At 72.6% G+C, this 22,154-nt stretch carries 19 protein-coding genes, 1 tRNA gene and 1 pseudogene; 13 read left to right on the forward strand and 8 right to left on the reverse strand.

Annotated elements, in window-relative coordinates; genetic code table 11:
- Window positions 1-7: 7 nt before the first annotated feature.
- The 3 genes and pseudogenes from U8525_RS11810 to U8525_RS11820 form a co-directional block, all read left to right on the forward strand.
- Window positions 8-1,273: a myxosortase-dependent phytase-like phosphatase gene (locus tag U8525_RS11810; RefSeq protein WP_374264857.1), complete on the forward strand. Its 1,266-nt coding sequence runs from the start codon at window positions 8-10 to the stop codon at window positions 1,271-1,273.
- A 65-nt stretch (window positions 1,274-1,338) separates the two neighbouring features.
- Window positions 1,339-3,135: a bifunctional UDP-sugar hydrolase/5'-nucleotidase gene (locus U8525_RS11815; RefSeq protein WP_374264859.1), complete on the forward strand. Its 1,797-nt coding sequence runs from the start codon at window positions 1,339-1,341 to the stop codon at window positions 3,133-3,135.
- Window positions 3,136-3,368: 233 nt separating this feature from the next.
- A pseudogene (locus U8525_RS11820) lies at window positions 3,369-3,737 on the forward strand (hypothetical protein); the annotation flags it as partial.
- Window positions 3,738-4,135: 398 nt separating this feature from the next.
- On the opposite strand, the gene U8525_RS11825 reads toward U8525_RS11820, so the two are convergent.
- The 4 genes from U8525_RS11825 to U8525_RS11840 all read right to left on the reverse strand — a co-directional run bounded on the left by U8525_RS11825 (window position 4,136) and on the right by U8525_RS11840 (window position 9,677).
- Entirely contained in the window at window positions 4,136-6,916 is a 2,781-nt protein-coding gene (locus U8525_RS11825; protein WP_374264861.1) for an Hsp70 family protein, read from the reverse strand.
- A gap of 25 nt (window positions 6,917-6,941) precedes the next feature.
- On the reverse strand, window positions 6,942-8,804 hold the full coding sequence (locus U8525_RS11830; protein ID WP_374264863.1) for an Hsp70 family protein: 1,863 nt from the start codon (window positions 8,802-8,804) through the stop codon (window positions 6,942-6,944).
- 87 nt (window positions 8,805-8,891) lie between these two features.
- Window positions 8,892-9,506: a DUF2760 domain-containing protein gene (locus tag U8525_RS11835; protein WP_374264865.1), complete on the reverse strand. Its 615-nt coding sequence runs from the start codon at window positions 9,504-9,506 to the stop codon at window positions 8,892-8,894.
- 95 nt (window positions 9,507-9,601) lie between these two features.
- A tRNA-Ala gene (locus tag U8525_RS11840) sits at window positions 9,602-9,677 on the reverse strand.
- A gap of 202 nt (window positions 9,678-9,879) precedes the next feature.
- Here U8525_RS11840 and U8525_RS11845 point away from each other — a divergent pair.
- The 5 genes from U8525_RS11845 (at window position 9,880) to U8525_RS11865 (ending at window position 16,139) form a co-directional block, all read left to right on the forward strand.
- Complete coding sequence (locus U8525_RS11845; RefSeq protein WP_374264867.1) at window positions 9,880-12,228, forward strand: tetratricopeptide repeat protein; 2,349 nt, start codon at window positions 9,880-9,882, stop codon at window positions 12,226-12,228.
- 204 nt (window positions 12,229-12,432) lie between these two features.
- The gene (gene cyoE, locus U8525_RS11850; protein ID WP_374264869.1) at window positions 12,433-13,317 is read left to right on the forward strand and encodes a heme o synthase; all 885 of its coding nucleotides are present in this window, start codon (window positions 12,433-12,435) and stop codon (window positions 13,315-13,317) included.
- Between the two features lie 40 nt (window positions 13,318-13,357).
- Window positions 13,358-14,347, forward strand: coding sequence for an ABC transporter ATP-binding protein (locus U8525_RS11855; protein WP_374264871.1), 990 nt, complete (start codon window positions 13,358-13,360; stop codon window positions 14,345-14,347).
- Window positions 14,344-15,207, forward strand: a complete 864-nt coding sequence (locus U8525_RS11860) for an ABC transporter permease (RefSeq protein WP_374264873.1) — start codon at window positions 14,344-14,346, stop codon at window positions 15,205-15,207. The genes U8525_RS11855 and U8525_RS11860 overlap by 4 nt, the downstream gene beginning before the upstream one ends.
- A 92-nt stretch (window positions 15,208-15,299) precedes the next feature.
- Window positions 15,300-16,139 (forward strand): carboxypeptidase regulatory-like domain-containing protein, encoded by an 840-nt coding sequence (locus U8525_RS11865; protein WP_374264875.1) that lies wholly within the window; start codon window positions 15,300-15,302, stop codon window positions 16,137-16,139.
- Between the two features lie 33 nt (window positions 16,140-16,172).
- Here the strand turns inward: U8525_RS11865 and U8525_RS11870 are convergent, their stop codons facing one another.
- The 4 genes from U8525_RS11870 to U8525_RS11885 are packed head-to-tail and all read right to left on the reverse strand — an operon-like array spanning window position 16,173 to window position 19,041.
- Window positions 16,173-17,567 carry an ATP-binding protein gene (locus tag U8525_RS11870; RefSeq protein WP_374264877.1) on the reverse strand — a complete coding sequence of 465 codons (1,395 nt, stop codon included), beginning with the start codon at window positions 17,565-17,567 and terminating at the stop codon, window positions 16,173-16,175.
- Window positions 17,567-18,247: a response regulator transcription factor gene (locus tag U8525_RS11875; protein WP_374264879.1), complete on the reverse strand. Its 681-nt coding sequence runs from the start codon at window positions 18,245-18,247 to the stop codon at window positions 17,567-17,569. Before U8525_RS11875 ends, U8525_RS11870 begins: the two co-directional genes overlap by 1 nt.
- A 15-nt stretch (window positions 18,248-18,262) precedes the next feature.
- On the reverse strand, window positions 18,263-18,478 hold the full coding sequence (locus tag U8525_RS11880; protein ID WP_374264881.1) for a hypothetical protein: 216 nt from the start codon (window positions 18,476-18,478) through the stop codon (window positions 18,263-18,265).
- 29 nt (window positions 18,479-18,507) lie between these two features.
- Window positions 18,508-19,041, reverse strand: coding sequence for a periplasmic heavy metal sensor (locus tag U8525_RS11885; protein WP_374264883.1), 534 nt, complete (start codon window positions 19,039-19,041; stop codon window positions 18,508-18,510).
- 356 nt (window positions 19,042-19,397) lie between these two features.
- Here U8525_RS11885 and U8525_RS11890 point away from each other — a divergent pair, with 356 nt between their 5' ends.
- From U8525_RS11890 to U8525_RS11910, 5 genes are all read left to right on the forward strand, one after another.
- Entirely contained in the window at window positions 19,398-19,598 is a 201-nt protein-coding gene (locus tag U8525_RS11890) for a cold-shock protein (protein ID WP_374264885.1), read from the forward strand.
- A gap of 195 nt (window positions 19,599-19,793) precedes the next feature.
- Complete coding sequence (locus U8525_RS11895; RefSeq protein WP_374264887.1) at window positions 19,794-20,159, forward strand: cupin domain-containing protein; 366 nt, start codon at window positions 19,794-19,796, stop codon at window positions 20,157-20,159.
- 451 nt (window positions 20,160-20,610) lie between these two features.
- Window positions 20,611-20,823, forward strand: a complete 213-nt coding sequence (locus tag U8525_RS11900) for a hypothetical protein (protein ID WP_374264889.1) — start codon at window positions 20,611-20,613, stop codon at window positions 20,821-20,823.
- Between the two features lie 59 nt (window positions 20,824-20,882).
- Entirely contained in the window at window positions 20,883-21,563 is a 681-nt protein-coding gene (locus U8525_RS11905) for a hypothetical protein (protein ID WP_374264891.1), read from the forward strand.
- A 7-nt stretch (window positions 21,564-21,570) separates the two neighbouring features.
- Window positions 21,571-22,143 carry a tRNA-uridine aminocarboxypropyltransferase gene (locus U8525_RS11910; protein ID WP_374264893.1) on the forward strand — a complete coding sequence of 191 codons (573 nt, stop codon included), beginning with the start codon at window positions 21,571-21,573 and terminating at the stop codon, window positions 22,141-22,143.
- The last annotated feature ends 11 nt before the right edge of the window (window positions 22,144-22,154 follow it).

The raw sequence follows: 22,154 nt of genomic DNA on the forward strand, positions 1-22,154 counted from the left end.
GCCGCCCATGCGCAACCTCTCCCTCTCAGCGTTGACGGCCGTGCTCGTGAGCACGGCGGCGGGCGCGCAGACCCCCGCTCCAGTCGAGGTGCCCTACACCTCGCAGACCCAGCCCGGGGCGCGCTCCGGCGGTGGCACGGTGAACGACGTGGCCCTCTGGGTGAACCCGGTCGACCCGGGCGCGAGCCGACTCATCACGGCGGACCTGAACAACGGCCTGTTCACCTATGCGCTGGACGGTGGGGAATTGCAGGGCATCACCGAGGGCACCGCCGCGAGCGTGGACGTGCTCGGCGGCTTCCCGCTGGCGGGCGGCGCGTCCGCGGCGCTGGTGCTCAGCGCCAACTCCACGCTCACGGGGCTCGTGCCCTACGTGATGGAGCCCGGGGCGGACGGCGGCGGGCTCGTGCGCCTGTCGCCCACGGCGGCCCCGCTGGACGTGGGTGTGAGCTACGGGACGGTGCGGCTGGCCCGCGCGGCGGACGGGGCCATCCAGGCCTTCGGAGGACTGGCGGCCGGGGGCTTGCGGCAGTTCGTGCTGACGCCCACCGACGGCGGCGTCACGGCGACCCCGGTGCGGGACATCCCTGCCGGGACCGTGCAGGGCCTGGTGGTGGACCCGGCGTACCGCGTGCTCTACGTGGCGCAGCAGGGGCAGGGGCTCTACCGCTACGACGTGAACGCGGACGCCGGCATCACCGGCACGCAGGTGGTGGGCCTGGGGGATGGCGGCCTGTCGTCCGTGGGGCGCATCGCGCTGTACGAGGCCTCCGGCGTGGACGGCTACCTCATCGCGTCGGATCCGACCGCGAACACCTTCGTCGTCTTCGACCGGCGCACGCTGGGCCGGGTGGGCGCGTTCGAGGTGGTGCAGGACGGCGGCACGGACGCGGTGGAGCAGTCGCGCGGGCTGGTGGCGTACTCGGGCGCGCTGGGCAAGGCCTTCCCTGAAGGGCTCTTCGTCGCGCATGACGGCGTCAGCAGCAGCACGTTGGGCGACAACCTGAAGCTCACCTCCTGGGGCAACGTGGCCCGGGCGTTCACGCCGCCGCTCCTCATCGCGCAGGAGGAGGCGGATGCCGGCACCCAGGACGGCGGCACGGTCCGTGACGGTGGTGGCGGCGTCATCGTCCAGCCAGGCGACGGCAACCCGAGCGGGGGTGGGAGCACGGACGACGACAGCGGCTGTGGGTGCACCAGCGCGTCGGTGCCGGCCATGGCGACGCTCGGCCTGCTGGCGCTGTCGCTCCTGGGCCGCCAGCGCAAGCGCTGAGACGGGGTGGCTGACGCTCGAAGCGGGTTGAAAGCGACGGGGGGGCGGGATGAAGTGCGCGCCACATGCGCACCTTTCGTTCCACCGCCCTGGCGCTCGCGGTGCTCGCCAGCGCCTGCAAGGGCACCCCGACGCCCGCCCCCGCCGCCCCCCCGCCTTCCGCGCCCGCCCCGGCCGAGCCCGTGCGGCTCACGCTGGTGGGCACCAACGACTTCCACGGCTGGGTGATGCCCCACCGCGCCACGCTGCCGGACGGGCAGCAGGTGGAGGAGGGGGGCGCGGCCCTCTTCGCGTCCTACGTGGCGCGGCTGCGCGAGGACAACCCCGGCGGGGTGCTGCTGCTGGACGGCGGCGACCTGTTCCAGGGGACGCTGGCGTCCAACCTGGTCGAGGGCGCCATCGTCGTCGACGTGTACAACCTGCTGGGCTACACGGCGGTCGCCATCGGCAACCACGAGTTCGACTACGGGCCGGTGGGCCCGGGGCCCGTGGCCACGCGTCCGGACGAGGACCCGCTGGGCGCGCTCAAGGCCCGCGTGGCGCAAGCGAAGTTCCCCTTCCTGTCCGCCAACGTGCGCGAGCAGGACGGCCGCCACCCGGCGTGGCTGGGCAATGACGGCACCACGGTCGTCACCGTGAAGGGCGTGAAGGTGGGCCTCCTGGGCCTGTCCACGCTCCAGACGCCGCAGACGACCCACCCCGTGAACGTCGCGAGCCTGAAGTTCGAGTCCCTGGCCGACGCCGCGAAGGAGGCCGCGAGGTCGCTGCGAGAGCAGGGCGCGGAGGTGGTGGTGGCCGTCGCGCACGCGGGCGGCAAGTGCGCGGACCTGGCGAACCCGCGCGACACGTCCGGGTGCGTGAAGGACGACGGCGAAATCTACGCGGTGCTGGACGCGCTGCCGGAGGGCGCGGTGGACGCGGTGGTGGCGGGCCACACGCACCAGGTCATGGGGCACTTCTTCGGCGACGTGCCGGTCATCGAGACGACGGGCATGGCGCGCTCGTTCGGCGTGGTGGACCTCTACGTGGACCCCTCGACCCACCGCGTGCTGCCCGAGCGCACGCGCATCCAGGCCGCCATCCCGGTGTGCGGCGCCGTGGACGCCACGCTGAAGACGTGCGACCCGCTGAAGCTGCGGGACGCGAAGGACGTGCGGATGGTGCCCGCCACGTTCCTGGGCCAGCCGGTGACGCCGGACGCCCGCGTGGAGGCGCTGGTGGCCCCCGCGGAGGCGCGCGTGGAGGAGGAGCAGCGCCGCCCGGTGGGCGTGCGGAGCCAGGCCCGCATGCCCCAGGTCTACGAGGGCGAGAGCGCGCTGGGCAACCTCATCGCGGACGCGATGCGGGAGGAGGCCCGCGCCGACGTGGCGGTGATGAACGCGGGCGGCATCCGCGCGGACCTGCCGCAGGGGCCGCTCACCTTCGGGAAGCTCTACGAAATCCTGCCCTTCGACAACTCGCTCGCGGTGATGGACCTGGGCGCGGACGAGCTGCGCCGCTTCCTCGCGCTGGCCTACGGCGGCCGCAAGGGCGTCTTCGCGGTGTCCGGGGTGGAGGTGACGCTGGGCGCGTGCCCGGGCCCGGAGCGTCTCCGGGGCGTGACGCTGCCGGGCGGCAAGCCGCTCGATGCGAAGGCGACGTACCGGGTCGCGGTGCCGGACTTCCTCCTGCGCGGCGGCGACGGGGTGGGGCCGCTGACGTCCACGCTGCCACGGGAACGTATCAGCCTGTTGCAGGGGAAGGACCTGCGCGAGGTGCTCGTCGCCCACGGTCGCGCGCACGGCAACGCGCTGACGCCCCCGGCGCTCGGGCGCGTCCACCTGGCGAAGGCGGCGAGGCCCTGCGTGGGCGCGCGGCACTGAAAAAGTGCGCCCGGGGTTGGAAATTTTCCCTCCGCGCTGATCCGCTGGGGCTGGATCGCGGGTGCAACCCAGCGGAAGATCAGCAAAAGGCGCCCAGGGCCGAATTTTCGGCCTGGGATCAGTTTCCAACGGAGGGAAACCTCCCTACTCTAGGGCACGCGAGATCCCTTGCAGGCGCGGCCCTCCAGCCAGCGCGAGCAAGTTGGAGCCCGTGCGTGGGAGGGACAGAAGAGATGCTCTACAAAGTGACCCCGATGATGGTCCCGGTTGCGCCCGAGAAGAAAGAGGCGCGCGAGCCGGGGCAGCCGCGCAAGCGGCGCAAGTCCTCCGTCTACGACGCCGACGGCCACGAGGTGCTGATCTCGCTGATGTGCCTGAAGTGCAAGACGCTCAAGCCGCTGGCGCAGTTCGGGCTGCGGAAGATGGCGGACGGCGCCATCCGCAACCAGCCGTGGTGCCGGGGCTGCCGCTCGGGCGCGGGCACGAAGAAGCCGAAGAAGGACGAGTCCCAGGCCGCCACCGTCGAGGTGCCCGCCGTCGCCGCCACGGAGCCCGTGCTCCAGGTCGTCACCGACGTGCCGCTCGACGCCGCGCCCGTGGCGCCCACGCTCGTCGACGCCGCGTCGGTCGTTGGGGCCGCGTCGGTCGTCGAGGCGACAGCGGTCGTCGACGCCTCGCCGGTCGTCGAGGCGACATCGGTCGTTGAGCCCACGTCGGTCGTCGAGGCGACGGCGGTCGTTGAGCCCACATCGGTCGCCGAGCCCACGTCGGTCGTCGAGGCTGACGCGACGGCCACCGTGCCGGTCTGAGCCGCCGCCTGGGATGATCCGCCCCGCGGGGCGCGCACGCTCGCGCCCCCGCATGTAACGGCTCTGTCCGGAGTCCCTGCTCGAAGCGCCCCAGAAGGGTCGTTCCCCTCGGGGATGCTCCGCCCGGCCGGGGGGCGCGCGAGCCTCGCGTCCCGGCCGCGCTGGAGCCGCCCGGGCGGCCCGCCTCCCCGTCAGGACAGCCGCAGGCCCGCCGGCAGCGTGTCACCGAGCGCCCGGGCTTCGTCCGCCGCCTCCAGGGCCACCACCTCGCGCACCATCCGCACCCAGGTGTCGGCGGCCTTCGCGGCCACCAGCGCCTCGGCGGTGCGCTCGCGCAGCGCTGGCTCCAGATCGCGCGTGCGGTCGCCGGTGAGGCGCGCCAGCTGGGCGGCGGCGAAGGGCGCTCCGTCCACCTTGCGCAGGTCCAGCGACAGGAGCAGCTCCAGCCACGCCTCCGCCGTCTCCACGTCCACGACCTTGTGGCTGCTGCCATACAGCGGCACGCGCGCGCCCAGCCGGCCCAGGGCCCAGGCCCACGGGCCGCCGGAGCGGGACTCGGCCTTCAGGCGCGCGGCGATCCACCGGCCCACCTCCGCCTTGTCGCCCGGCGACAGGTGCTCCAGCGAGGCGACGGTGCGGATCATCTCGTCCAGCCCCTCCGGCTGGATGCCCTTGGGCTTGCCGGCCGGCGTGGGCGCGTCCGGGGGCACGCGCCGGGCCAGGTGCGGCTGGAGGTAGGCGTACAGCTTCTGCTGCTGCGCCTCGGTGAGGCCGCCCGCGACGCGGCGCCACATCACCCAGAACTCCGTCCACACCGCCTTGTCCGTGTGGTGCTGCACCAGCGCGTCGAAGAGGCTGAAGGTCTGCTCCGCGCGCCAGCCGTCCAGCGGGTAGCCGAAGCCGGGGCGCAGGCAGAAGCCGGTGAGGCTGTAGAAGACGCGCTCGTGGTCATCCGAGCGGCGGCGCTTGCTCGCGCCCGCGTAGAGCGTGCTCCACAGCTCGCGCAGCACCGGCACGCGCCACGTCTCGCGCGGGCCCAGCACCTTCTCCAGCGTGCGCGACAGCTGCTTCACGTCCTTGGGGCCCAGGGGCAGCGGCTTGTTGCCGTAGACGCGCTCCACGTTGTCCTTCGCCTCGGCGAAGCGCGCGGGCATGGACTCGGTGACGGTCAGCTCGTGCGAGCCGCCGGTGCCGCGCAGCTCGAACTCCAGGCGCCACCGCTCGTCCGCGACGTCCGACACGCAGAACAGCTCCAGCGTGCCAATCTCCGTGAGCGCCGCCTGGAGGTGCACCGGCACCTCGGTGACCTTGCCGGACGCGCCCTTGAGCAGCGTGTGGATGGGCGGCAGCGGCTTCAGGTCCTCCGCCAGCGGCACCAGGTCCCCCGGCTTGTCGATGCGGTCGCTCGTCGTGGAGTAGAGCGCGAACTGCACCGGCCGCCCCAGGGTGAGCGTGAAGGGGCGCTCGCCCAGGTCCACCTTCTGGCCCTCCTCGAAGCCGCGGGGAATCAGGCACAGCGTGGGCTGCTCCGCGCTGTCCGGGCCGCGCTGCAAGCCCACGTAGTACGCGCGCGCCGCGCCCCCGCCGATGCGCAGGCCGTGTCCGCGCCGCACCAGGCCGTAGTACGCCGCGCCCCGGGCGACCGCGAGCTCCAGCGACTCGTGCTTGAGCAGCGCGATGCGCGGCGCCTGCGGCCACCACGCGGACAGCGCGTCCACCAGGCGCGCGGAGATCTGCGGCGAGTTGAAGACGCCGCCGTTGAGCAGGATGGCGTCCGGGCGGGGCAGGGCGCCTTCGTGCGACGGCGCCTCGCCCAGCGCCGCGAAGCCCGCCGCCGCGTGCTGCGCGAGGAAGGCCGCCAGGTGCCGGGTGACGGCGGGGTCCTGCACGTACGGCAGGCCCAGCTCCTGGAGCGCCATGCGCGCCGCGCGCCGGGGCCGGTCCGCGGGCGACGACAGGGGGAAGAAGCCGTCCAGCACCAGCGCGTGCGCCTCGTCGCGGCCCAGCTCCGTGGACAGCGTGCCGCCCAGCAGCCGGCTGCCCTCGCCGATGAGCGACACGCCGTACCTCTCCGGCGGCGCGCGCCCGAGGAGCTCCTCCTTCGCGGTGCGCGCGGCCTGGATGGCCTGCGTCCACTGCGTCGCGGACAGGCGCCGGCCGTTCTGGGTGAGCTTCTCCTCCATGCGCCGGGCGAGCGCCGCGTCCATGTTGTCGCCGCCCAGCATCAGGTGGTCGCCCACCGCCAGCCGCCGCAGCATGGGCCCCTCCGGCGACACGCCCGCGTGCACCAGCGTGAAGTCCGTGGTGCCGCCGCCCACGTCTACCACCAGCACCAGCCGCACCTGGGACAGCGTCTGCTCCAGGTCCGCGCGGTGGCGCGCGGTGTAGTCGTAGAAGGCCGCCTGCGGCTCCTCCAGCAGCGTGAACCGCTCCAGCCCCGCCTTGCGCGCCGCGCTCACCGTGAGGGCTCGCGCCGCCTCGTCGAACGAAGCGGGGACGGTGATGACCACCTCCTGCTTCGACAGGGGCTCGGCCGGGTGGGCGTGGTCCCACGCCCGGGCCATGTGCGTGAGGAGCAGGGCGGACGCGTCCACCGGGGACAGCTTCTGCACGTCCGCGGGCGCGCCCCACGGGAGGATGGGCGCGGAGCGGTCCACGCCCGGGTGGCACAGCCAGCTCTTCGCGGAGGCCACCAGCCGGCCCGGCACGCGCGCGCCCTGCCAGCGGGCCAGCTCGCCCACCACGTAGGGGCCGCCGTCGTCGCCCCAGGGCAGGCGCAGCACCTCCGGGGCCAGCTCGTGGCCGGCGGGGACGTAGACGGCGGACGGCAGGAGGGCGCGGGGGGCCACCTCGCCCTGGCGGACGAGCTGGGGCAGGGGGAAGTCCTCGACGGGCGCCCCCGAGCCCTTTGCTGGATCCACGGATGCCACCGCGCAATGGGTGGTGCCCAGGTCGATGCCGACGATTCGCATACGCCTCCGGTGTGCGGGGCTCCTTCTACTCCTTCATGCGCACGTTGAGCTCCAGCTTCCAGCGTCCGGAGCCGTTCTTCTCCAGGCAGCGCAGCTCCAGCGTGCCCACCTCCGTCACCGCCGCCTGGAGGTTCACCGGCGTCAGGTCGCCAAAGGGCGTGGGCTGTCCGGGCAGCGTCGTCTCGATGGGCGCCACCTCCTCCAGCCCCCCGGACGCCAGCTCCGACTCCACGTCCTCCACCATCTCGCCCACCTTGTCGTCGCGGCGCACGGACGACGCGAAGAAGCGGAAGCGGGTGGGCTCGCCGGTGACGAGGCCGAACTCCTGGGGCGGCACGTCCGCCTGCGTCCCCTCCTCCATCCCGAAGGGCGCCACGCACAGCGCCTTCACGGGCGGCTCCATGCCCGGCACCGCCGGCATCGCCGTCTCCACGCCCACGTAGTAGGCGCGCGCCGTGCCGCCGCGGATGCGCAGGCCGTGGCCCTGGCGCACCCAGCCGTAGTACGCCGCGCCCCGCGCCACCGCGAGGTCCAGGTCGGAGCCCTCCAGCTCCTTCGCCGGGGGCGCCCCTTCCGAGGCGAGCCACTGGTTGAGGACCTCCATCACCCGGCCCTTCAGCGGTCCGGCCTTGAAGACGCCGCCGTTGAAGAGCACCGCCGTGGGGTGCAGGAAGCCCTTGCCCGTGACGTCCACCGGCGAGTCCGCGCTGGCCGCCAGGGCCTGGGCCTGCCGGGTGAGGAACGCCGCCAGGTGCCGGGTCACCGCCGCGTCCTGCGCGTACGGCAGCGCCATCTGCGCCAGGCCCGTGCGCCGGGCGGTGCGCGGCAGGTCCGCCACCTGCGTCACCGGGAAGAAGCCGTCCGTGAGGACGCGGTCCAGCTCCTCGCGCGTCAGCTCCGTGCGCAGCGTGCCGCCGATGAGCGACGAGCCCCGGCCCGGAATCGCGATGGGCACCCGCTCCAGCGAGGCGTCCGCGTACAGCGCCTCCTTCGCGTGCCGGCACCCGTAGGTGAGGCCGTTGAACTGCCACGCGTCCAGCTTGCGCCCCTCCGCCGCCAGCCGCTGGTTGAGCGTGTGCGCCAGGGCGAGGTCCATGTTGTCGCCGCCCAGCAGGATGTGGTCGCCCACCGCCACGCGCAGCAGCTCCAGGTCCCCCTCGCGGTCCTTCACGGTGATGACGGAGAAGTCGGACGTGCCGCCGCCCACGTCCACCACGAGGATCACCTCCCCGGGCTGCACCTGCTTGCGGAAGTTCTCCCCCATCGCCTCCAGCCACGCGTACAGCGCGGCCTGCGGCTCCTCGAGCAGCGTGAGGTGCTCGATGCCCGCCGCCTTCGCGGCCTCCAGCGTCAGGTCGCGCGCCGCCGCGTCGAAGGACGCCGGGACGGTGACGATGACCTCCTGCCGCGACAGCGCGTTGCCGGACTCCTCCTGCGCGCGGGCGAAGGTGTGGTCCCACGCCTCCCTCAGGTGGCGCAGGTAGCGCGCGGACGCGTCCAGCGGCGACACGCGCTGCACCTCCGGCGGCGCCTGCCAGGGCAGCAGCGCCGAGCGCCGGTCCACGCCCGGGTGCGACAGCCAGCTCTTCGCGGAGGACACCAGCCGCGTGGGCACCTTCGCCCCGTGCGAGCGGGCGAAGTCCCCCACGATGACGCCCGGCTCCGCGCTCCACGGCAGCGCGAGGCTGCCCTCCGGGAACTCCTGCGCGCTGGGGAGGTAGAGGAAGGAGGGCAGCAGCGGACGCGCCTCCACGGTGCCGGGCGCCGTCACCTGCGGCACCGGCAGCATGGACTGCGAGGGGCCGCGCGGCTTGCCGTCCTCGAGGTTGAAGTAGGACACCGCGGAGTGCGTGGTGCCCAGGTCGATGCCGATTGCGTATCGGGCCATATCGGTCAGGAACCCCGGGGAGGGGCCTTGTGGTTCCTCGAAGGAAGGGGACTTCGGAGGATGCGCCGCCTGCTCACCAGGCGGGCATCAGGCCAGCTCGACCTCCGCCGGTGCCAGCACGCGCGGCTCCATGGCGGGGCTGACGGACGGGAACTTCACCTCCGTGGTCACCCAGCCGTGGTGCCGGAGCGTGCCGCCATAAGGAGGCTCCCCGGCGACGTTGCCGGTGAGCCGGATGCGCTGCGCGTCGAAGCCGGGGGGCACCGTCACCTTGTCGCCCTCGCCCTGCGGCAGCACCGGCTGGAGCGTGAGGTACTCGTGCACCACCTTGCGGCAGCCCTCGTGGACGATGCGGGCCGCCGCGCCCACGTCCGCGTCCGGGAAGGCCGCGACGTTCTCCTGCACGAAGTCCAGGAAGCGGCCCTCGCGCTGGAGCATGGCCAGCAGCGACAGGGCGCTGGCGTGCTCGCGCTCGGGGGGCAGGGGCGCTGGCGCGACGGGCGCCTCGACGGCGGGCGTCCTCACCGGCGGCGGGGCTGACGGCTCCCCGGACGGAAGCTCCTTGAGCTGGCCGGCGTCGTAGGCGCGGCTGGTCGGCAGCACGGCCTGCGCGAATTCGCGGGACACGAGGCAGCGCCAGAAGCACAGCCAGGCGAGCCAGAAGCGGGCGAAGAACGACAGGGAGGCGGACGGGTCGGTCATCGGCCCCGGATAACAAAGCCGGAAGCCTTTGCAATTCGCCAATGGCCTGAAATGCAAAGGGCCTCACGGTTTCCCGTGAGGCCCTTCGTGCTTCATGGTGGAGGTGGACGGGATCGAACCGACGACCTTCGCATTGCGAACGCGACGCTCTCCCAACTGAGCTACACCCCCATATGGGGACTGCTGGCTGCCTGCTGCGCCTCGCGGGCGTTGGGTCCCGCGAAGTGAGTGGGCTAGTACCGGAGCCCCACCCCGCTGTCAAGCCGCTCGTTTCCAGTACCAACCCTGCGATTGACGTGCCGCACTGTGGATGCCATAAAAACCGCCTTCCGGTACCGCATCCTTCCCGGCCATTCCGGGCCCCTTCTGGTTCATGTCCACCTCCCCATCGAAGACGTTGAGCCCCACCGAGCTCGCGAAGCTTGAGCATTCGTTCGCTTCCGACCCGTCGTCGGATGCGTACAAGCCCCTGGCGGAGGCGTACCTCGACCTGGGTCGTTTCATGGAAGCGATGGTCGTCTGCAAGAAGGGCGTCAAGGCGCACCCGACCGCGGCCGATCCCCGCCTCCTCCTCGCGCGCGTCTATGCGGCGCAGAACAAGGACAAGAAGGCGCTCGAAGAGGTCATGGGCGCGCTCCAGGTGCAGCCGGAGGACAAGGCCGCCCTGCGCATGGCGGGCGTGCTGCAGCTGAAGAACGGCGAGCCGGACGCCGGCCGCGCCAACCTGCTCAAGGCCTACCAGGCGGACCCGGGGGATCCGGAGACCGTCACGCTGCTCCAGCAGTACAAGGTGGAGATCCCCCGCCCCGCCGCGCCCGCGCCGGTGCTCGCGCCCGTGGCCGCGCCACCCCCGGCCGCCCCGGAGGCGCCCGCCGCGGCGACCGTCCCCGTGGCCGCCCCGCCCGCCGCTGCGCCTGCCGCGGGGCAGGCCGTGGGCCGCATCAGCGCTCCGTCGCAGCAGGCGGCCCGCACGGCGCGTCCCGCGGATTCCGCCGCGCGCCCCGCCCAGCGCCGTCCGCAGGTGGTGGTGGAGGAGGTCGAGGACGACGACGACGATGTCGCGCCTCGCCAGCGGAACGCGTCCAAGAGCAACAGCAGCAAGATGCTGTCGCTGATCCTGCTCATCCTCATCCCGCTGTTCGCGGGCGGATACGGCTGGTACTCGGCGCAGGCCAAGAAGCGCGGCCGCGAGCTCAAGAAGAACCTGGACGCCGCCACCGAGCAGCTCAAGCACGACTCGTTCGCCAGCTACAAGAAGGCGTGCGAGGCGGCGGACCTGGCGCTGGAGGTGGACCCGGACTCCACCGCGGCCCACGGCTACCTCGCCTACGCGTACGCCATCCGCTGGGGTGAGCACGGCGGCGGCGACGACGCGCGCCGGCAGGCGGAGGAGCACCTGGCGGCGGCCCAGAAGGGCAAGGAGCTGTCCAGCCACCTCATCGCGGCGCAGGCGCTGATCAAGACCTACGGCGGAGACGGCAAGGGCGCCCTGGCCTCGCTGGAGACGCAGGTCAAGGAGCTCAACGACCAGAACAAGGCGTCCTCGCTCCTGTACCTCACGCTGGGCCTCATCCAGATGAACGCGGGAGACCTGGAGCGCGCGCGGGACAGCCTGGAGCGCGCGCAGGCGCTGGCGCCGGATGATCCGCGCGTCTACGCGGGCCTGGGCGCGGTGTACCGCCGGCTGGGCCAGGACAACACCGCCTGGAAGAACTACGACTTCGCCCTGCGCTACGAGAAGGACCACCCAGAGTCGCTGCTGGGCCGCTCGCTGCTGATGCTGGAGCAGGACGAGCCGAACTACGCGGTGGCCAGCCGGGACATCAAGAAGCTGCTGGAGGCGGAGCCGCCGCCCAGCCCCCGCCAGCTCGCCACCGCGCAGCTCGCGCGCTCGCTGCTCATCGCCCGCGTGGCCCTGGACATGCCCTCGCTCAAGCCGGACGTGCAGCAGAAGCTGTCCGAGGCCACGGGCGTGCCGGCGGATCCGGCCAAGGCGAAGCAGGAGGTGACCAAGGCGGAGGAGACCGGCTTCGCGCTGGACAAGCAGAACCCGGAGCTCAACCTCATCAAGGGCCGCCGCCTGCTGGCGGAGGGCAACTTCGACGCGGCCGCGGAGGAGATCCGCAAGGCCATCCGCGTGGACGGCAGCCGCGCGCAGTTCCACGTCGAGCTGGCCAAGGCGCTCATGGGCAAGCCGGGCGGTGAGAAGGAGGCCGCCGAGGCGCTCGTCACCGCGCTCAAGACCATGGGCGACAGCCCGAAGCTGGTGGTGATGCTGGGCAACGCCTACCGCCGCCAGAACAAGCTGGAGGACGCGCTCGCGCAGTACCAGCGCGCGGTGAAGGACCCCAAGGCGAAGAACCCGGAGGCCCGGCTCGCCATGGGCGGCATCTACCGGGAGCGCTCGGAGTGGGACAAGGCGAAGGAGCAGCTGGAGAAGGCCAGCCAGGAGTTCTTCGGCCAGCCCGACCGCGTCGCCCTGGCGCTCACGGAGCTGGGCCGCGTCTACCAGGGCAAGGGCGACACGGCGAAGGCGGACGAGACCTACCAGCGCGCGCTGCAGGCCGACGAGAACTACTCGCCGGCGTACTACTTCTACGCGTCGCTGCTCTCCAAGGACCCCAAGCAGTCGGGCAAGGTGAAGACGCTGGCGCAGGAGTACGTGAAGCGCGAGCCCAAGGGCGAGTACCTGTCCGACGCGCAGCGGCTCGCGGGGAACTGACCTCCCGCCTCCCGCTGTCTCCCACACGCCGCGGCGCCCCCAGGGGCCTCGCGGCGTTCCGTTTTCGACGGGGGGCGACAAGGCAGGCTGATGTGGCGGGGCGCACCCGCCTTGCCACCCCTCCCGGGTGACGGTATGGGAGGGTCCACCCCACACCCCCTGACCGGTAGCGACCGCGGTCCGGGGCCACCTGCTGGAGTCCGCTTGAGCGCGCGTGCCCTGTCCCTGTCGTCCACCGCGTCCGACCTGATCTCCCTCACCAAGCCGAGGCTGTCGTCGCTGGTGCTCATCACCGCGGCGGGGGGCATGTTCCTGGCGCCGGGGCACTTCACGCCGGTGCGGATGCTGGTGACGCTCCTGGCGACGGCGGGGACGGTGGGCGCGGCGAACGCGTTCAACTGCTACCTGGAGCGGCACAGCGACCAGTTCATGGCGCGCACCCGCAACCGGCCGCTGCCCGCCGGGCGCATGGACCCGAGCACGGCGCTGTGGTTCGGCCTGTCGCTGGCGGCGGTGTCGCTGCCCGCGCTGGTGCTGGGGGCCAACCTGCTCACGGGCGTGCTGGGGCTCATCGCGCTGCTCAGCTACGTGCTGGCCTACACGCCGCTCAAGGCCCGCACGTCCGCGGCGATGCTAGTGGGCGCCGTCCCCGGCGCGCTGCCTCCGCTGATGGGCTGGACGGCGGTGACGGACCAGGTGGACGCGGGCGGCTTCGCGCTGTTCGCCATCATGTTCCTCTGGCAGATGCCGCACTTCATCGCCATCGCGCTGTTCCGCAAGGACGAGTACGCGGCGGCCGGGCTCAAGTCCGTGCCGCTGGAGCGCGGGGACGAGTCCAGCCGCGCGCAGGTGGTGCTCTACCTGGTGGCGCTGGTGCCCATGACGCTGCTGCCGTTCCAGCTGCACATCGCCGGCACCTGGTACCTGGCGGCGGCGGTGGTGCTGGGGCTGGGCTTCCTGGCCCTGGGGGCGTGGGGCTTCTTCAAGCACCTGGGAAAGCCCTGGGCGCGCCAGACGTTCCTGTATTCGCTCGTGTATCTCACCGGCCTGTTCGCCGTGATGGTGCTGGACCGCATCCCCCGCGGCTAGGCCCCTCGCGCGGCGTCCGGGCGCGAGGCCGCCTTTCCGCATGCCTGACACCTCCGTTCCGACCCCGCCCCCGCCGCTGCTCCGCCTGGAGGGGCTCACGCGCCGCTTCGGCGGGCGCACCGCCGTGGACGGGCTGTCGCTGTCCGTGCAGCCGGGAGAGATCCTGGGCCTCCTGGGACCCAACGGCGCCGGCAAGTCCACCACCTTCCAGCTCCTCGCAGGGCTGCTCGCGCCGGACGCGGGGCAGGTGCGCTTCGCCGGCAAGGCGCTCTCCCTGAGCGACCCGGCGCTGCGGCGCCAGATGGGCATCATCTTCCAGAAGAGCAGCCTGGACGACCTGCTCACGGCCCGGGAGAACCTGCTCCTGGGGGCGCGGCTGTACGGGCTCACGGGCGCGGACGCGAAGGCGCGCGTGGAGACGATGCTGTCGCTCATCGGCCTCCTGGACCGGGGCGACGAGAAGGTGGGCACCTGGTCCGGTGGCATGCGCCGGCGGCTGGAGCTGGCGCGCGCCCTGGTGCACCAGCCGCGCGTGGTGCTGATGGACGAGCCCACGCAGGGCCTGGACGAGGCGGCCTTCCGCACCTTCTGGACGCACCTCAAGCGCCTGCGCGACGCGCAGGGCGTGACCGTGCTGCTCACCACGCACCGGGCGGATGAGGCGGAGGGGTGCGACCGGCTGGCGGTGCTGGACGCCGGGAGGCTGGTGGCGTGTGACACGCCCGGGGCGCTCGCCTCGCGCATGGGCGGCGACATCCTGACGCTGGAGGGCCCTGAGCCGGAGGCGCTGGCCGCGCAGGTGACGGAGCGGCTGGGGCTCGCGGCGAAGGTGGTGGAGGGGCGGGTGCAGGTGGAGGCTTCACAGGGACATGCGCTGGTGCCGCGGCTGGTGGAGGCCTTCCCCTCGGGACGGTTCGCCTCCGTGTCGCTGCGCCGGCCCACGCTGGCGGACGTGTTCCTCCAGCTCACCGGGAAGGCCCTGGGGGCGGACGCCCCCTCGCCCACGCCCGCGCCGAGGAAACGCCGATGAGCGCCGACCTTTCCGTTCCGTCCTCCTCCCTGGACGCGCCCGCCGCCCCGGCCCACCGCCGGGAGCCGGGGACGCTCGCGCTCCAGTGGGCCACCGTGTGGGTGCTGCTCTCGCGCGACGTGGTGCGCTTCTTCCGGCAGCCCAGCCGGGTGGTTGGCGCGCTGGCGCAGCCCATCCTGTTCTGGTTCGTCATCGGCTCGGGCTTCGCGGGGTCGTTCCGCGTGGAGGGCGCGCAGGGGCTGGGCTACCAGCAGTTCTTCTTCCCGGGCGTCGTCACCATGGTGGTGCTCTTCAGCGCCATCTTCGCGACCATCACCGTCATCGAGGACCGCAAGGAGGGCTTCCTCCAGGCGGTGCTGGCGGGGCCGGGGTCCCGGCTGGCGGTGGTGCTGGGCAAGGCGCTGGGCTCGTCTTCCATCGCGCTGATGCAGGCGTCGCTGTTCCTGCTCTTCGCGCCGCTGGCCGGCGTGGACGTGAAGGCGGTGGACTACCCGCTGCTCGCCGCGGTGATGGTGCTGTCGGCGCTGGCGCTCACCGGCATGGGCATGGCCCTGGCGTGGTGGGTGAAGTCGAGCGCGGGCTACCACGCGGTGATGAGCCTGGTGATGCTGCCCATGTGGGTGCTCTCCGGGGCCATGTTCCCGGTGAAGGGCGCGGGGCCGGTGCTGTCGTGGGTGATGACGCTCAACCCGATGCGCTTCTTCGTCGAGGGCGTGCGCCGCGCGCTGTACGGGGCGCAGGCGTCGCTGGCGGTGGGCTCGCAGGGCGGGGCGACGGTGGGGTGGGAGGTGCCCGCGCTGCTGGCGTTCGCGGCGGTGTTCGTGGGGTTGGCCGCGTTCAGCGTGAGCCGCCGCGAGTAGCCGCTCGCCGCGGGTCGGTGGACTTGCCCGGTGCCTTCCACTACGACGGCGGGCACCGCATCACGGAAGAACACTCCAGAGGAGACCGCGTCATGAAGCTGCGTCTTTTGGGCCTGTCGATGGTCGGTGTCGCGGGGCTCCTGGCCCTGCCCGCGTGCAAGAAGGAGGAGGCGCCCACGCCCTCCACGGAGACGCCCGCCGCGCGTCCGTCCGCTCCCGCGCAGGAGGCCGTGCCTCCGGCTCCCACGGCGGGGACGGGGGAGGCGGCGGCTCCGGCGCCCGCGGGCAACGGCGTGGTGAAGGGCACGGTGTCGTTCACCGGGACGCCGCCGGAGATGGCGGACCTAGCGCCCAGCGCGGACCCGGCGTGCGACGGGCGGCCGGAGAAGGAGCAGTCCGTGCTGGTGAAGGACGGCAAGCTCCAGAACGTCCTGGTGCGTGTGAAGGGCCCGGTCGCGGGCGCGCCCGCGGCGCCGCCGGCCACGCCCGTGGTGGTGGACCAGTCCAAGTGCACCTACGTGCCGCGCGTGCAGGGCGCGGTGGCGGGCCAGCAGGTGGTGTTCAAGAACAGCGACGGCACGCTGCACAACGTGCGCGGCGTGGTGGGCACGCGGCCGGTGTTCAACGTGGCGCAGCCGCCCTCGGGCGCGCCGGTGCAGAAGCCGCTCCCGTCGGACGCGGAGGTGCTGCGCCTCAAGTGCGACGTGCACCCGTGGATGGCGGCCTACGTGGTGAGCAACCCCAACCCGTACTTCGCCACCACCGGCGCGGACGGCGCCTTCACGCTGACCGGCCTGCCCGCGGGCACGTACACGCTGGAGGCGTGGCACGAGACGCTGGGCACCAAGACGGCCGAGGTCACCGTGAAGGACGGCGCGCCCGCGGAGGCGACGTTCACCTTCGCCGCGACGGACGCGCAGGCGAAGCAGTAGCCGGGAGAGGGGAGGGGGCTGCTCGCGGCCCCTTCACCCCTGCGGGCTCGACGGCGGTCCGGCCCTGCGCACCGTGAAGCCCACGCGCGCGCCGCCGCCGGGCCGGTTCGCCGCGAAGGCCTCGCCGCCGTGGGCCCGGGCGATGCGCTGCACCAGCGCGAGCCCCAGCCCCAGCGAGCCGGCCTCGCGCGCCTCGCCGCCCCGGTCCTTCCGGTAGAACGGCTGGAAGATGCGCGTCTCCTCGCCGGGCAGGAGCCCCGGGCCCCGGTCCTCCACGCTGAAGGCCAGGTGCTCCTTCCCGTGCTCCTGGATGCGCAGCGCCTCCACGCCCACGCCGTGCTTGCGCGCGTTGTCGAGCAGGTTCACCAGCGCCCGGCCCAGCAGCGTCGCGTCCGCCATCAGCGCCACGTCGTCCGTCTCCGGCTGGAGCAGCGTCGCGGACAGCCCCACGCGCTCCAGCGCCTGCGCCGCCAGCACGCCCGCCTCCAGCGCCTTGGGCGTGAGCTGCCCGAAGTCCAGGCGGGAGCTGGCGAGCAGCTCGCCCACCAGCGCGTCCAGCTCCACCACCTCGCGGTCCACCTGGTCCAGCGTGCGCGGGTTGCCGCCGCCGTCGCGCAGGAGCTCCGTCAGCACCCGCAGCCGGGCCAGCGGCGTGCGCAGCTCATGGGATACGGCCGCCAGCAGCTCGCGTTGGTCCGCCAGCTGCTTCTCGATGCGCGCCGCCATGTCGTTGAAGGACTCGGCGAGCACGGCGAACTCGCCGGTGAGGTGGCGGTCCAGGCTCGCCCGCGCGCTCAAGCGGCCCTCGCCCAGCTCCTGCGTGGCCTTCACCAGCGTGTCCACCGGCCTCGCCAGCCGGAACGAGATGCCGCCCGCCGCCGTCCACAGCACCAGCACCGCGATGCCCAGCGGCAGCACGGCGCGCCAGGGGCTTCGCGAGCGGGTCTGCAGGTAGCACGCGAGCAGCGTCCCCAGCTGCGCGTCCCGCCGCATCACCGGGATGGCCGCGTCCGGCTTCGCGCACGGGTGGCCTGCTCGGGCCACCACCGCGCCGGACAGGTCCGTCAGCTCGACGTCCACGTCCAGGTCGTCGGAGATGCTCCGCAGCAGGGCGTCGCGCGCGGCGGGCGCGTCCCACACCTCCGCGAAGCGGTGCCCCACGAACGCGCGGATGCGCTCCGTCTCCTGCCGCCAGCTGTTGCCGCCGGCCAGGTTCATCACCCAGGACACCACGAACACCGTCACCAGGATGGTGAGCCCGAACATGACGAACAGCCGCCGCCGCAGCCGCTCCTGCACATAGGAGCCCAGCCGGCCCAGGTGGAACATGCGCCGGTGGCGGGCCTGGGCGTGGCGGCCGAACCTCCGGTGCAGCTCCGGCCCGCAGGCCTCCCTGTCGGGATGCCAGTGGTGGTGCCTCCAGCCCATCAGGCGCCTTCCTTGGCGAAGACGTAGCCCACGCCGCGCACCGTCTTGATGAGGCGCGCGCCCTCGTCCCCCAGCTTCTGGCGCAGGTGGGAGATGTGCACGTCCACCGTGCGCTCGCTCACCACCGTGTCGTTGCGGCCCGCCTCGCCCAGCAGGGCGTCGCGCGGAATCACCCGGCCCGCGCGCCGCACCAGCGCGAGCAGCAGGTCGAACTCCAGGCCCGTCAGCTCCACGACCCTCCCCTCCACCTTCACCTCGCGCCCGGACACGTCGATGGAGACGCCGCTGGACTCGAGCCGGTCCGCCACCGCCGCCGGCTGCGCCCGCCGCAGCACCGCGCGCAGGCGGGCGAGCAGCTCGCGCGGGCCGAAGGGCTTGGGCAGGTAGTCGTCCGCGCCCAGCTCCAGGCCCACCACCCGGTCCGTCTCGTCGCCCTTGGCGGTGAGCATCAGCACGGGGATGCGGCTCCTGGCCCGGATGCGCTTGCACACCTCCAGGCCGTCCATGCCCGGCATCATCACGTCCAGGAGCACGGCGTCGTAGGTGCTCGCCTCCAGCGCCGCCAGCCCGCGGCCTCCATCCGGCGCGTGGCTGACGGTGATGCCGTTCTGCCCGAGGTACTCCGCGAGCAGCTCGAACATCCGGGTGTCGTCATCGATGAGCAGGACGCGGGTGGGCATGGGCGGACGTGAATCCTAACGCGCTCCCGGTGCGTCGGCGGGGGCCGCGGTGTCCTGGGGCCTGGGCGCGTGCCAGTCCCAGTACGGCGGCATCCCGTTGCGGTAGGCGGGGCCCCCCCAGTCGCCCCGGTGGCAGTGGGCGCGGTGGTGGCGGGCGAGGCTCGCGAAGCCGGAGGCATAGCCTCCGATGGCACCCGCGGCGAGGAGGACGACGAGCAGGCGGTGTCTCATGGGAAGTCTCCAGGAAGGGGGCAGGGGGTTCAGATGAAGGACGCGGGGCGGTCATCGTTGTGGGGGCGGCCACCCCAGCGGCCGTACCCACCGCAGTGCCGGCCATGCCAGCCCCGGCCCTCGCCGCGCCAGCCGTAGCCCCAGCCGTGCTCGATGATGTCCGCGAGCTCGCGGCGCTGGTTGGGCTCCAGCGCCTCGTGCACCTGGGACAGGGCGTCCTGTACGGCGTTGCGCAGCGTCTCCAGCGCCACGTCGTGGCGGCTGAACAGCTCGCGCAGCATGGCGCCGTCGAAGTGCTCGCCGCGCAGCGAGCCCGCGAGCGACGTGCGGCTGGGGCCCCACTGGTCCTTCACCTTGGCGAAGGCCTCGCGGACGTTCTCCACGGCCTTCACGATGACCTTCTCCTGGCCGGGAGACGTCTCCAGCCGCTCGAAGAGCCAGCGCAGCCGGGGGCGCATGCCCCAGCGGCCCCCCCGGCCGTGGGGGGGGGAGCCGTAGCGGCCCCGACGCAGGGTGGCGAAGAGACCGGCGAGGCAGGCGGTACCGAAGAAGAATCCGAACATGGTCTTGGCTCCAGGAGGCAGGCGGGCACCGCACCGGCGGGCCCGCGTCGTTTCTGACGGAGCGCAAGGTAGAGGGCGGGTGTGAAGCCCACGCCCGGCGGCGGTGAAGAAGTGTGAAGGGCCGGGGAGGGGTGTCCGGAATGCCCGGTGGGGCATGGGATGTTCAATCGCCGGGCCTCGTCCGGGTCCGCTGTGTCGGATGAAGGACGGCTTCCTGCTGGATTCCGCCCGCGATGGTGGTGTTCGGGCGGGAAGTGGGTAGAGTGCCCGGAATGCCGGGGCGATGTGCGTTCCGGCATGGGTGACAGGCGTGAGCCGGTCACCCGCACAGAGCAGAGAAAGAGAAGAGACTCACAATGGCATCTGGTACCGTGAAGTGGTTCAACGACGCGAAGGGCTTCGGTTTCATCGCGCAGGACAATGGCGAGGACGTTTTCTGCCATCACACTGCCATCAACATGGATGGCTTCCGCACCCTGGCCGAGGGCCAGAAGGTGGAGTTCGAAGTCACCCGCGGCCCCAAGGGCCTTCAGGCGCAGAACGTCCGCGCGGCCTGAGCGAGCTGGACCTGCGACTCACCCCCTGAGGTGAGTCCTCGAAGCCCAGTCTCCCCACGGAGGCTGGGCTTTCGTCTTTCTGGACGCAGGGCGGGCGAGCGGCCTGCGCGACGCGGTCCGCCACCGCCGGGGGCCTTGCCTACCTTCTCCCGAGGAGGAGCGCGGCGCCTCACGCCGCCCCCAGGAGAGGCGAACATGGGCGACACCAGTGTGAAGAAGGTCGAGAGCCGCCATTCCCCCAAGGGGGAGATGGGCCAGAAGTACCTCGCATCCGGCGTCCGGGTGGCCATGCGGCTGTGGGAGGACGAGCCGCCCGCCGAGGCCAAGCCCGCCAGCACCCGCGACTACGAGACCGTGGGCTTCGTGCTCAAGGGCCGCGCGGAGCTGCACCTGGAGGGGCAGGTCATCCTGCTGAACCCGGGGGACTCCTGGCTCGTGCCGCGAGGGGCCAGCCACACGTACAAGGTCCTGGAGACCTTCTCCGCCGTGGAGGCGACGAGCCCCGTGTCCTCCGTGCACGGCCGCGACGAGCACGAGGCCACGAAGGGCGCCAAGGCCTGACGGCCAGGGGGCGCTCGGGGACCGGCCCTCGGAGCTGCGTCCGGGGGCGGTCCTCGGCCAATGCGGATGCCCAGCGCGGGACCTTCGCCCCAGAAGACAAAGACAGCGCGGCGAGGAAGAAGTTGAAGGGCGTGTTCGCCGCTTCAGCGCTGGGGCGCGCTGCTCGAACCCGTCTCCGCGCTCGCGACGTGGGCGCAGCAGCACCGGCCGGAGAGGGAACGCGCCCGCGAGGCCTTCGAACGCGCCGCCAGGACGCAGTGAATGATATGGGTATGGGATGGATGCAGTGCCCGCCGCTTCTTGTCCCAGACATCCCGATACGCTCGCGGAAGAGACCTGCTCCCGGTGCGGAACCTTCACCTGTGCCCTGTGTCGCAAAGGCGCCGGGGGGCGCGGGTTGTGCCCCGCCTGCCATGCGTTGAGCCGGAGCGAGAAGCCCTCCGGGCGGGCGGTGCTGGCCCTGGTGCTTGCCACCGTGGGCTTCTGCGGCTTCATTCCTGGCATCGCCGGGCTGGTGCTGGGACAGCAGGAGCTCAATGCCATCGAGGCGGGCCAGGCGCCCCTGTCCGGGCGCGAGCCGGCGGTGATCGCACGCAACGTGGGGTGGTTCCACGTGGTGATGCTCTTTCTTCTCTGGCTGGCGCTGTACAACCACTTCTTCTGAGCTGGCGTGGGAGTTCGTCGATGGGTGCGATGAGGCTGGCGTTGGAAGAGGGCGGGCCCTTGAGCCTGAAGTTGCAGTGGCGCGCCGACTACCGGGACCTGGAGGTCGAGCTGGAGGGCCAGCGGGTGGGCTCGGTGGAAGACCCCCTCCAGTTGGAACAGGGCGTGGAGTTCAAGCTCCCGGACGCAAGCGCGCTGCACGTCCAGCTCGTCCATGTCATGACGCCGGAGCTGCGGGTGCTGCGCAACGGCGTGCCCCTGCCCGACACCGCGACGGATCCCATCCGGCGGGTGCGGACCGGCACGCTCATGCTTTACGGCCTGGCGTCCTTCATCACGGCGTCCGCGATGGTGTCGTTTGTCATTGCGCGCAACCCGGTGAAGCAGCTTCGCGTGGTTGTGTTCAACCTCCTCTTCGGAGGTGTCCTGGCCGCGCTGGGCTTCTTCATGTTCAAGCGCTCCCGCGCGGCGCCGCTGGTGGCCATTCTCATCTATTCCGTCGACAGCCTCTTCGGGGTGTACGCGACAGTGATGTCGCCGCGATCGTCAGGGCTGTCCGTCCTCTGGGGGCTGGCCTTCCGCGCCATTGTCTTCGGGGGGCTCATCCGGGGCTTTCTGGGCGCGAGCGAGCTGGCCCGGCGCGAGAAGCTGGGCCTGGGCGCCGTGCCACCCGCCGTGGGCCCGGTGGCTGCCTCTCCGGCAACGAGCGCTTCTCTTCAAACGGGGACCGGCCCAGGATGACGGGAGGATGCCTCCCCGTGCCGCCCGTCCCCCCCGCTGTTCGCGCTGCAACCTGGCGAAGCACCTGTGCCTGTGCGCGGAGGTCCCCCGGGTGGAGACCCGGACCCGGTTCGTCTTCCTCCAGCACGTGATGGAGGTCTCGAAGCGGAGCAACACGGGGGGCGTGGCCGCGCACGCGCTCGCGAACTCGCGGCTGCTCATCCACGGCTCGATGGCGGGGACCTTCGACATGGAGGTCCTCACCGAGCCGGGGACGTGGTTGCTGTTCCCGGACGGGGCCCCCGCGCCCCCGGACGCGCCCCCGCCCAGGCAGGTGGTGGTGCTGGACGCGAACTGGTCGCAGGCGCGGAGGATGACCCAGCGGCTCCCCGAGCTGCGCGCGCTCCCCCGGCTGGTGCTGCCCCCGCCCGAGCCCGGGCTGCTCCGGCTTCGCGAGCCCTCGCACCCCGCCGGCATGTCCACCCTGGACGCTGTCGCCCGAGCGGTGGCCTTGCTGGAAGGGCCCGACGTGGCGGCACCGCTGGCGCGGCTGGCCGCGCTCCGGGTCCAGCGCATCGCCGACTGCGGGACGCTGAGCTGAGGCCCGGGAGG

Source organism: Corallococcus sp. RDP092CA (assembly GCF_041903675.1).
In the GTDB taxonomy this organism is placed as follows: Bacteria; Myxococcota; Myxococcia; order Myxococcales; family Myxococcaceae; genus Corallococcus.